Origin of the sequence: Raineyella sp. (assembly GCF_034933565.1) — a bacterium.
Taxonomy (GTDB): Bacteria; Actinomycetota; Actinomycetes; order Propionibacteriales; family Propionibacteriaceae; genus Raineyella.
On the sequence record NZ_JAYFNG010000046.1, the window covers coordinates 33,729 to 44,188 of the forward strand.

Annotated in this window: 11 protein-coding genes; 7 read left to right on the plus strand and 4 right to left on the minus strand. The window is 70.8% G+C overall.

Annotation, left to right across the window (positions count from 1 at the left end):
• Positions 1 to 2 precede the first annotated feature (2 nt).
• Both VB059_RS12355 and VB059_RS12360 read right to left on the minus strand, forming a co-directional pair.
• Entirely contained in the window at positions 3 to 1,106 is a 1,104-nt protein-coding gene (locus tag VB059_RS12355; protein ID WP_323422329.1) for an SPFH domain-containing protein, read from the minus strand.
• Positions 1,107 to 1,133: 27 nt separating this feature from the next.
• Entirely contained in the window at positions 1,134 to 1,577 is a 444-nt protein-coding gene (locus VB059_RS12360) for an NfeD family protein (RefSeq protein WP_323422330.1), read from the minus strand.
• 286 nt (positions 1,578 to 1,863) lie between these two features.
• On the opposite strand from VB059_RS12360, the gene VB059_RS12365 reads away from it, so the two are divergent.
• The 5 genes from VB059_RS12365 to VB059_RS12385 all read left to right on the plus strand — a co-directional run bounded on the left by VB059_RS12365 (position 1,864) and on the right by VB059_RS12385 (position 6,560).
• Positions 1,864 to 2,307 carry a DUF4870 domain-containing protein gene (locus VB059_RS12365; RefSeq protein ID WP_323422331.1) on the plus strand — a complete coding sequence of 148 codons (444 nt, stop codon included), beginning with the start codon at positions 1,864 to 1,866 and terminating at the stop codon, positions 2,305 to 2,307.
• A 140-nt stretch (positions 2,308 to 2,447) separates the two neighbouring features.
• Positions 2,448 to 2,735: an acylphosphatase gene (locus VB059_RS12370; RefSeq protein ID WP_323422332.1), complete on the plus strand. Its 288-nt coding sequence runs from the start codon at positions 2,448 to 2,450 to the stop codon at positions 2,733 to 2,735.
• 97 nt (positions 2,736 to 2,832) lie between these two features.
• Positions 2,833 to 4,032: an MFS transporter gene (locus VB059_RS12375; protein WP_323422333.1), complete on the plus strand. Its 1,200-nt coding sequence runs from the start codon at positions 2,833 to 2,835 to the stop codon at positions 4,030 to 4,032.
• Positions 4,033 to 4,196: 164 nt separating this feature from the next.
• Entirely contained in the window at positions 4,197 to 5,150 is a 954-nt protein-coding gene (locus VB059_RS12380; protein WP_323422334.1) for an acyl-CoA thioesterase, read from the plus strand.
• A 69-nt stretch (positions 5,151 to 5,219) separates the two neighbouring features.
• Positions 5,220 to 6,560 (plus strand): DUF4921 family protein, encoded by a 1,341-nt coding sequence (locus VB059_RS12385; RefSeq protein ID WP_323422335.1) that lies wholly within the window; start codon positions 5,220 to 5,222, stop codon positions 6,558 to 6,560.
• A gap of 93 nt (positions 6,561 to 6,653) precedes the next feature.
• On the opposite strand, the gene VB059_RS12390 is transcribed toward VB059_RS12385, so the two are convergent.
• Positions 6,654 to 7,274, minus strand: a complete 621-nt coding sequence (locus VB059_RS12390; protein WP_323422336.1) for an L-threonylcarbamoyladenylate synthase — start codon at positions 7,272 to 7,274, stop codon at positions 6,654 to 6,656.
• A 60-nt stretch (positions 7,275 to 7,334) separates the two neighbouring features.
• Here VB059_RS12390 and VB059_RS12395 point away from each other — a divergent pair, with 60 nt between their 5' ends.
• Positions 7,335 to 8,477, plus strand: coding sequence for a MalY/PatB family protein (locus VB059_RS12395; RefSeq protein ID WP_323422337.1), 1,143 nt, complete (start codon positions 7,335 to 7,337; stop codon positions 8,475 to 8,477).
• A gap of 14 nt (positions 8,478 to 8,491) precedes the next feature.
• Here the strand turns inward: VB059_RS12395 and VB059_RS12400 are convergent, their stop codons facing one another.
• The gene (locus tag VB059_RS12400) at positions 8,492 to 8,917 is read right to left on the minus strand and encodes a pilus assembly protein TadG-related protein (RefSeq protein WP_323422338.1); all 426 of its coding nucleotides are present in this window, start codon (positions 8,915 to 8,917) and stop codon (positions 8,492 to 8,494) included.
• A gap of 236 nt (positions 8,918 to 9,153) precedes the next feature.
• Between VB059_RS12400 and VB059_RS12405 the strand changes: the two genes are divergently transcribed.
• Complete coding sequence (locus VB059_RS12405) at positions 9,154 to 10,380, plus strand: pyrophosphate--fructose-6-phosphate 1-phosphotransferase (protein ID WP_323422339.1); 1,227 nt, start codon at positions 9,154 to 9,156, stop codon at positions 10,378 to 10,380.
• Positions 10,381 to 10,460 lie beyond the last annotated feature (80 nt).

Sequence of the window (10,460 nt, forward strand, 5' to 3'; positions counted from 1 at the left end):
CGCTACCTCCCGGCACCCGGCACGTCACGCTCGGCGGCCGCCGCCGCGGCCTTGGCGTCCTCGACAGCGGTGCGGGCCAGTTCGGCCACCTCGTCAGCGCTGGGGACGACGTCGCCGGCGGCCCGGCCGCCGACGGTCAGCGCCGGCGTGTCCGCGTCATCGGGCGGCTCAGCACCCTCGGACATCTCGGCGGAGGGCCCGCTGGATGCCGGGGCCTGCGTCCGTGGCATCGCGGGGGAGCGATCGGCGAACGCCTCGGTGACGGTCTGGATCGCCCGGGTCAGTTCACCGGGGATGACCCACAGGGTGTTGTTGTCACCCTCGGCGAGCTGCGGCAGCACTTCCAGATACTTGTACGCCAGCACCTTCGGATCGGCGTCGTTGCGGTGCACCGCCTGGAAGACCAGGTCGATCGCCTTCGCCTCGCCGTCGGCCCGCAGGATGGCGGCCTGCTGGTCACCCTGCGCCTCGAGGATCGACTGCTGCCGGGTGCCCTCGGCGGTGAGGATCTTCGACTGCCGTTCGCCCTCCGCGTGCAGGATCGCGGCCCGCTTGTCGCGCTCGGCGCGCATCTGCTTCTCCATCGCCTCCTTGATCGTCGGCGGCGGGTCGATCGCCTTGATCTCCACGCGATTGACCCGGATGCCCCACTTGCCGGTGGCGTCGTCGAGGACCGTACGCAGCTGGGCGTTGATCTCCTCGCGGGAGGTCAACGTACGCTCCAGGTCCATGCTGCCGATCACGTTGCGCAGGGTCGTCACGGTGAGCTGGTCGATGGCCTGCAGATAGTTCGCCACCTCGTAGACCGCGGCACGCGGATCGGTGATCTGGTAGTAGAGCACCGTGTCGATGTTGACCACCAGGTTGTCCTCGGTGATGACCGGCTGTGGTGGGGAGGTGAAGACCTGCTCGCGGATGTCCAGTCGGCTGTTGATCCGGTCGGCCAGCGGGATGATGAAGTTCAGCCCCGGCTGGAGGGTCGTCCGGTAACGCCCGAAGCGCTCGATGATGTAGCGACGCGCCTGCGGGACCACCCGCACCGTGCTGAGGACGAGGAAGACCACCAGGATCGCCGCGACGAGGATCGGGACCAGTATGACGTTCATCGCTGTTCGCCTCCGTTGAGGATGGGGTCAGGGGAGTAGTTCGCGGGGATAGACGACCGCCCGGGCGCCCTCGATCCCGAGCACCTCGACGGTCGTCCCGGCGGGAATGACCTGGGACTCGTCGTACGACCGGGCCGACCATTCCTCCCCGGCGAGCTTGACCAGCCCCTCGGTCGCGGTCACGTCCTGCAGCACCACGGCGCTGCGGCCGACGAGCGCCTCGGCGCCCTCCCGGGACAGCGGGGGAGTCGTGATCTGCCGCCGCGCGATCGGGCGTACGACCAGCAGGCCGACAGCGCCGGAAACGGCGAACGCCAGGACCTGCGCCAACAATCCGCCGCCGAACCCGGCCACGACGGCGGCGACGAGAGCGGCTGCCGCGAGCAGCCCGAAGGCGAAGGTGAGGGTGAAGGCCTCGGCGGCGCCCAGCGCAGCAGCGACGATCAACCACAGGTACCACGGCATGGGCATCGACCTCCCCTCTGAGGGCTACCCCAAATCTACCCGGAGCGGGGAGTGATCACCGGTGGAGCCGGCAGTGGGTCGGGAGCCGTGCGGCGACGTACCTCCGGCAAGGTCGTACGCAACGGCCGCCTGGGATCGAGTTTCTGACATAATGTACATTATCGGACATATGGAGGTTGTGCCTGTGCTCGGCGCCCGCAGGGCCCAGGATCGCCCGGGGCTGACCCGGGCCACTCCCCCAGATCCCGCCAGCAGGTCTGCCGGACGGCCTCGGGCACGTCACCATGGAGGCATGCAGACCAACCCGTACGGCTCCCCGTACCCGCCTCCGTACCCCCAGGGTCCGTACGACCCCACCATCGGGCACGCACCGAACATGACCAACGCCGAGGAACGCTCCGTCGCCACCCTCGCCCACCTGTCAGCGATCATCGCCATGATCGTCAGCGCCGGCTGGCTCAGCTTCGTCGGCCCGCTGATCGTCTGGGTCCTCTACAAGGACCGCAGTCCCTTCGTCCGCAAGGCCGCCGCCGGCTCGTTCAACTTCAACGTCTGGGCCTGGGTGATGAACGTCATCGCCTGGATCCTGCTGTTCACGGTCGTCCTCGCGCCGGTCGCCGTCATCCTGTGGATCGTCGCCGGCATCATGACCCTGTGGTGCCACATCCACGGCGCGCTGCTCGCCCACCGCGGTCAGCTCTATCGCTACCCGGCCACCATCGGCCTGCTGCAGTGAGCAGCCTGCCGTGAGCAGTCGGGCCGCCATCACGGGCTCGCAGTAGCCAGCGACCGGCCACCATCAGGGACCCGCGATGGTCACGAGCCCGCGATGGTCAGCGGCCTGCCTCCGTCAGGGACCTGGCCTAGGCTCGTGGCATGACTGATACTCCGCTGGAGGAGTTGCACGCGGTGGTCCACGGCCATGTGCAGGGCGTCGGGTTCCGGTTCTGGACCGAGCGCCAGGCGGCCCGGATCGGGCTGGTCGGATGGGTCGCGAACCGGCCCGACGGGACGGTCGAGGTCCTGGCCCAGGGGACCCACGACCAGGTGGTCGCGATGCTCCGCAAGCTGAAGTCACCGATGACCCCGGGTGTCGTGGACTTCCTCGATCGGGAGATCCGCACTCCCACCACCCGCTACCACAGCTTCGACATCAGCTACTGACCCGCGTCGCAGGACCACGCTCCGGGACATGGCCGCGCCGGATGCGACGATGAGGCGCGTGAACAGTCGTCGAGCGTGGTCGGTGTGGTCTGTCGGGGTGTTCGTGTACGCGATGGCGGTCATGCAACGCTCCACCTTCGGCGTCGCCGGCATCGCGGCCTCCGAGCACTTCGGCGTGGGTGCCGGGCTCGTGTCGATGTTCGTCGTGCTGCAGCTCAGTGTCTACGCGGCCGCCCAGGTCCCGGTCGGTCTCGTCCTGGACCGGCTGGGATCCCGGGTCGTGGTCACCACCGGTGCGGTCGTGATGGCCGCCGGCCAGCTGCTCGTCGCGACCACCGACGACCTCACCGTCGCTGTCATCGGGCGCGTCCTCGTCGGGTTGGGGGACGCGATGACGTTCAACGCCGTCATCCGGTTGGTCCCGGCGTGGTTCCCGCCGCGGGTCGTCCCGGTCCTCACCCAGCTGACCGGCCTGATCGGCAGCCTCGGCCAGATCCTCAGCGCTGTCCCGTTCCGGGCCCTGCTCGGGTCGTACGGCTGGCGCCCGGCCTTCCTCATCGCCACCGCCGCCTCGGTCGTCGCGGCCGTCCTGATGGCAGTGTTCGCCCGCAACGCGCCGCCCGGCCGGTGGCATCCGGACAGCTCCCGGTCGCTGGCGGCCGTCGTCGCCGGGGTCCGGGCGGTCCGCCGCGATCCGGCCACCCCGCTGGCGTTCTGGATCCACTTCACCACCTGCTTCTCCACGATGATGTTCCCGCTGATGTGGGGCTACCCGTACCTGACGGCCGGGCTGGGCTACTCCCCCGCGCTGGCCAGCGGCCTGCTCTCCTTCTTCGCCGCCGTGGCGGTGCCGGTCGGCCCGGTGGTGGGCCGACTGACCGCCCGCTACCCCGGCGACCGGGCCCGGCTCGCGCTCGCCCTGATCTGGGTCCAGGTGGCCGCCTGGGCGGTCACGCTGCTGTGGCCGGCGACGCCGCCGGTCTGGCTGCTGGTCGTGCTGATCGTGGCGATCGCGATGGGTGGCCCGGGTTCCAACATCGCGTTCGACTACATCCGGACGTCCCAGCCTCCGCAGCGGGTCGGCACCGGCACCGGCATGGTGATCATGGGCGGCTTCATCGCCTGCCTGATCAGCATCCTGCTCGTCGGCCTGACGCTGGACGCACTGACCGGCCCCACCGGCTACGACGCCCGGTCCTTCGCGCTCGCACTCGCCACCCAGGCTCCCGTCTATCTGGTCGGGATCACCGGCATCCACCTGTCGCGGCGCCGGCTGCGGGCGGCCTGCCGGGGCTGACCTGCCGCGACCGGGCCGGGAGGCGACCGTTCCGCCCTGGGTGACGCCCCGGCCGTACGACCCCGCCGGACGACCGGCTCGTTTCCCGCGTCGGCACGGTCCGGCCCCGCCAGCCCGGGGCTGCTGCGATAGTGGGCCGCGACCCTGCAGAACGGAGCAGTCCTGTGCCCACCCGATCCCCCGTGGAGACCCTGCGGTTCCTCGCCGCACCCACCGACGTCCTCTTCGACGGTGAGGACATCGTCAACGGGGGCCGGATCCTGGAATGGATCGACAAGGCCGCGTACGCCGTGGCCGCGAGCTGGAGCGGCCACTACTGCGTGACCGCCTACGTCGGGCACGTCTCCTTCCGCCACGGCATCCCGTCCGGGCACCTGGTCGAGGTCGAGGCACGGATCATCTACACCGGGCGCACCTCGATGCACATCCAGTGCACCGTCCGCCACTCCGACCCGACCACCCTCGCCTGGGCCGAGGCGACGAACTGCCTGGTCATCTTCGTGGCCACCGACGGGCACGGGCACTCGGTCCCGGTCACCGAGTTCGACCCCATCACCGCGAAGGAGCGCGCACACGCCAAGGCCGCGCTGGGCCGCGCCGACATCCGCCAGGAGATCGAGCAGGAGATGGCTCGGCAGTCCTACACCGACGCCGGCACCGCGCCCCGGGTCGTCACCCGCTTCCTGGCCGAGCCGACCGATGTCAACTGGGGCGGCAAGGTGCACGGCGGCACGGCGATGGAATGGATCGACCAGGCCGCCTGGCTGTGCGCCAGCCAGTGGTCCGGCATGACGCCCACCGTCGTCTACTCCGGCGGCGTCCGGTTCTACCGGCCGATCCAGATCGGCCACGTGGTCGAGCTCGAGGCCCGGCTGCTGCGGACCAACCGCAAGACGATGGACATCTCGGTGCACGTACGCTCCGGGGACCCCCGCACCGACAAGCGCGAGCTCACCACCCACTGCGCGATCACCTACGGCGTCCGTGACCACGACGGGCGGCTGGTCGACATCCCGCAGTGGCAGCCGGCGTCGGCCGAGGACGCGGCGCTCGCGGCGCACGCCCTCGAGCTGCGCAAGATCCGCGGCCGGCGCGTCCCGGGGCTGTCGACCGGCTAGGCCCCGGCCCGCCCGGGCGTGCCCCGCTAGGCTGTCGCCAGCAGCAGGCAGGTCCGGGGAGGGATCAGGATGTCCTCAGCAACGCTCATCGCGTCCGCGCAGCTCATGCAGGAGATGGCGGACGGCACCATCAAGCAGGTCAACCCGTTCAGTGGCACCGAGGTCTGGACCGTCCCCGGCCGGGGCCACCGGCCGCTGGGCATCAGCCACCCCGATCCCCAGCCGCTGCGCGCCGAGGACCGGGGCCGGTGGTGCGCCTTCTGCGAGCAGCGCTACCTGGAGACGCCGCCGGAGAAGTCCCGGCTGGTCCGCGAGGACGGTCGCTGGCGCCGACTCGACGGCGTCGGCGCCGAGCACCTGCACGACACCGTCGCGGAGTTCCGCCGGATCCCCAACCTGTTCGAGATCGTGTCGTACGACTACTGGCACCGCAACTACGGCTACGACATGCCCACCCCGCTGCAGCGGCGGATGGACGAGTACCTGAGCACCACGATGGGCCGCGACCACGTGCTGCGGATCGTGCAGGCCAGGATGCGTGCCGCCGGGCTGAGCAACAGCGACTGGGCGGCGCTGACCGAGGACGACCGACGCGCCCACGCGGCCGGCTTCTTCGGCGGCGGCCACGACGTGATCGTCGCCCGGCGCCACTTCACCGACGGGGCGTACGACAACACCGGGCTGGCCTCGTCCGGGACGCTGACCCCCGAGGAGCACCACCGGTACATGACCTTCACCGTGGAGGCGATGAAGCAGCTCTACGCGGCCAACCGGTACGTACGCTACGTCGCGACCTTCCAGAACTGGCTCAAGCCGGCCGGCGCCTCCTTCGACCACCTGCACAAGCAGCTGGTCGCCATCGACGAGCGGGGCGTGAACAACGAGCTCGAGATCGAACGGATCCGGGCCAACCCCAACCTCTACAACGAGGCCGCGGTGAACTACGCCGGCTACCACAACCTCGTCATCGCCGAGAACGACCATGCGGTGGCGTTCGCCGGGTTCGGCCACCGCTACCCCACCCTCGAGGTCTACTCCAAGAGCCCGGCCGCGAACCCGTGGGAGGCCTCCGCCGAGGAGGTCCGGGCGATGTCGGACCTGCTGCACGCCTGCCACGCCGCCACCGGCGCCGACGTACCCAGCAACGAGGAGTGGTACCACCGCCCGATCGACGTGCTGGAGCCGATGCCGTGGCGGATCATGCTGAAGTGGCGGGTGTCGAACCTGGCCGGTTTCGAGGGCGGCACGAAGATCTACCTCAACACCCTGTCGCCGATCACCGTACGGGACCGGGTCGTCCCGCGGCTCTACGAGCTGCGCGACCTCGGCCGGATCGCCCCGATGCGGATCGCCACCGAGGCCAGGTGCGAGCCCAACTCCCTGCGCTACATCGAGCAGCGGCGGCACTGACCGGCCGGGCGTGGGCCGGGCCGGGCGTACGCCCCGGACAGCGCACGCGCCGCCCGGGATACGCGAACACCCGCAGCGGGTGGGGTGCGAGGATCACTGGAAGGGTGTCGGGTCCCCCGCGCCGACGCGGTCGACGGTCACCTCGTCACCGGTGAAGTTCACCACGGTGGTCGGCTCGACACCGCAGTCGCCGGAGTCGATCACGGCGTCGACCTGGTGGTCGAGCTCCTCCTTGATCTGCCAGCCGTCGGTCAGCGGGGCGTCGAAGCCGGGCAGCAGCAGGGTGCTCGACATCAGCGGCTCACCCAGCGCGTCGAGCAGGGCTAGTGCGGTGACGTGCTGGGGCACCCGGACGCCGACCGTACGCTTCTTGGCGTGCACCATCGCCTTGGGCACCTCGCGGGTCGCCGGCAGGATGAAGGTGTACGGGCCCGGGGTGGCGGCCTTGACCGCACGGAAGACGGCGTTGTCCATCTGGACGTACTGACCGAGCTGGGCGAAGTTGGAGCACACCAGGGTGAAGTGGTGCTTGTCGTCGAGCTTGCGGATCTGCCGGATGCGCTCCAGCCCCTCCTTGTTGCCCATCAGGCACCCCAGCGCGTAGCAGGAGTCGGTCGGGTAGGCCACGAGTCCACCGCCGCGCAGGATGTCGACCGCCTGCTGGATGGAACGGGACTGCGGGTTGACCGGATGGACGTCGAAATACTTCGCCATGACGCCACAGCCTACCGTCGCGACCGTCCACCGGTGGCGGGCGGGCACTAGTCTGCAGGGGTGACGTACGAGATCCTCACCGTCCCGCTGGCCGACCTGCGGACCCGCACCTCGATGAAATGGCGCCGCTACCCGCAGGACGTGCTGCCGCTGTGGGTCGCCGAGATGGACTGCCACGTCGCTCCCCCGGTGGCCGCCGCCCTGCACGCGGCGATCGACCGCGGCGACACCGGCTACCCCGCCGGCCCGGTGTACGAAGAGGCGGTGACCCGGTTCGCCCAGGACACCTGGGGTCTCGAGCTGGACCCGGCCCGGATCGGGCTGATGCCCGACGTGATGGGCGGCATCCGCAATGCCATCGGGGTGACCACCCGGCCCGGCGACCACGTCGTGGTCAACCCGCCGGTCTACCCTCCGTTCTTCGCCGCCGTCACCGGGACCGACCGTCAGCTTCTCGAGGTGCCGATGACGCCCGACGGGCACCTCGACCTGGTGGCCCTGGAGGCGGCGTTCTCCGGCCGGCTGGGGGTCCGCCCGACCGCCTACCTGCTCTCCAGCCCGCACAACCCGACCGGTCGCGCGCACCCCGCCGAGGACCTGGCCACGGTGGCCCGCCTGGCCCGCGAGCACCGGGTCCGGGTGATCGTCGACGCCATCCACGCGCCGCTCACCGATCCCGGCGTCACGTACGTGCCGTACCTGTCAGTGCCCGGCTCGGAGGACGCCCTGGTCCTGTTCAGTGCCTCGAAGGCCTGGAACCTCGCCGGCCTGAAGGCCGCGGTGATGGTCGCCGGCCCGGCGGCCGCCAAGGACCTCGCCGCGGTGCCGTACGACGCTGCCCGCGGCGCCGCCAGCCATCTGGCGGTGCTGAGCCACACGGTCGCCCTCGACGAGGGCCGGCCCTGGCTGACCCAGCTGCGCACCGAGATCGCCGCGAACCGCGCCCTGGTGGACCGGCTGCTCGCCGAGAAGCTCCCCGCGGTCAGCCAGCTGCCGGGCAACGCCACCTACCTGTCCTGGCTGGACTGCACCGCGCTCGGGCTCCCCGACCCGCAGCAGCACTTCCTGGACGTCGCCCGGGTCGCGCTCAATCCCGGCCCGGCCTTCGGCTCGGTCGGCCGCGGTCACGTACGGCTCAACCTGGCGACCTCCACCGAGATCCTCACCGAGGCGATCGAGCGGATGGCGAACAGCCTGACCTGAGCCGGGACGGGCGCTCAGCCCACCCGGACCAGGTCCGCGGTGGCCGACGCCTGGCCACGGACGCTGCCGATGCCGACCACCGAGAGGAAGACGGTGGGCAGCTCCGCGTGGGTGTCGACCCGGACCTGCAGCCCGGGCCGGACACTGACGGTGCCGGTGACCTCGGACTCGGCGCCGAGGACCGCCCGCGCCGCGGACAGTGCCGCACCCGCGTCGGGTGTGCCCTCCAGGGCCGAAGCCGCCGCGGCGTCGGTGGCGGCCCGAGCGGCCTGCTCGGCGACCGCGGTGGCCCGGCGCGTCGCGGTGACCTGACGCCCGCCGTCGACGACGAGGCCGGCCATCAACCCCAGGGCCATCGTGACCAACAACACCATCACCGACAGGGCCTGTCCCCGCTCATCCCGGGCCGCGGGCCTGTCAGCAGGCACGTACGTCGTCATCGGCCTCCCCCTCTGTCCGTGTGCCGGTCACCGGCATGATGACACGCCACGGGGCCGTGGCCCGACCCGGCCGGACGTACGCATCGCCGCCCCACCGCGCGCCGGCCTGACACCGCCGCCGGAGCACCGCCGGCCACGGCACCGGCCGGGGTGCTCTGCGACCACCCCGCCCCCGGGCCGCCGACGGCCGCCCCATAGGCTGGTCGCGTCCACCTTCACGAACGAAAGGTATCCACATGCCGGGCAAGGTAGCTCTGTTGACGGCCGGCGGCTTCGCCCCGTGTCTGTCCTCCGCCATCGGCGGGCTCATCCAGCGCTACACGGAGATCGCCCCCGACCGCGAGATCATCGCGTACAAGCACGGGTACCAGGGTCTCCTGCAGGGTGAGTACCTCACCGTCACCCAGGCCGTCCGCGACAGCGCCGGCCTGCTGCACACCTACGGCGGCTCCCCGATCGGCAACTCCCGGGTCAAGCTCACCAACGAGAAGGACCTGCTGGAGCGCGGCCTGATCCAGCCGGGCGAGAACGCCCTCAAGGTCGCGGCCGACCGCCTGGTCGCCGACGGCGTCGAGATCCTGCACACCATCGGTGGCGACGACACCAACACCACCGCCGCCGACCTGGCCGCCTACCTGCGCGACCACGACTACGAGCTCACCGTCGTCGGCCTGCCGAAGACGATCGACAACGATGTGGTCCCGATCCGCCAGTCGCTCGGCGCCCAGACCGCCGCCGAGATGGGCGCGATCTTCGCCCGCAACATCGTCGCCGAGCACAACTCCGTGGGCCGTGAGCTCATCGTCCACGAGGTGATGGGCCGGCACTGCGGGTGGCTGACCGCCGCCACCGCCCGCGAGTACCGCAACTGGCTCGACACCCGCGCCTGGCTGCCCGAGATCGGGCTGAGCCGCGAGGCCTGGGAGGTGCACGCGGTGTACGTGCCCGAGGACGAGTTCAGCATCGACGACGAAGCCGCCCGCCTCAAGGAGATCATGGACCGCGTCGGCAACGTGACCATCTTCCTGTCCGAGGGTGCCGGGGTCGAGGCCATCGTCCAGGAGCTGGAGGAGTCCGGCGAGGAGGTCCCGCGTGACGCGTTCGGCCACGTCAAGCTCGACAAGATCAACCCGGGCAACTGGTTCGCCAGCCAGTTCGCCGAGCGGATCGGCGCCGAGAAGGTCCTGGTCCAGAAGTCCGGCTACTTCTCCCGTTCCGCTGCCCCGGTGGAGTACGACGTCGACCTCATCTCGTCGATGTGCGACCTGGCGGTCGAGTCGGCGCTTGCGAAGGTCCCCGGTGTGATCGGCAATGACGAGGAGCAGGGCGACGAGCTGCGCGCCATCGAGTTCGAGCGGATCAAGGGTGGCAAGCCCTTCGACCTGACCGCCGCGTGGTTCACCGAGATGCTGCGCCAGATCGGCCAGCCGATGCCGAAGTCGACCGCGCCGCTGGCGGACTGACTCCGGCCCGTCCGACGTCGGGGACGTCGGACGGGACAATGAGGCATCCGTGGGGACGACCGCCGTTGCGGTCGTCCCCA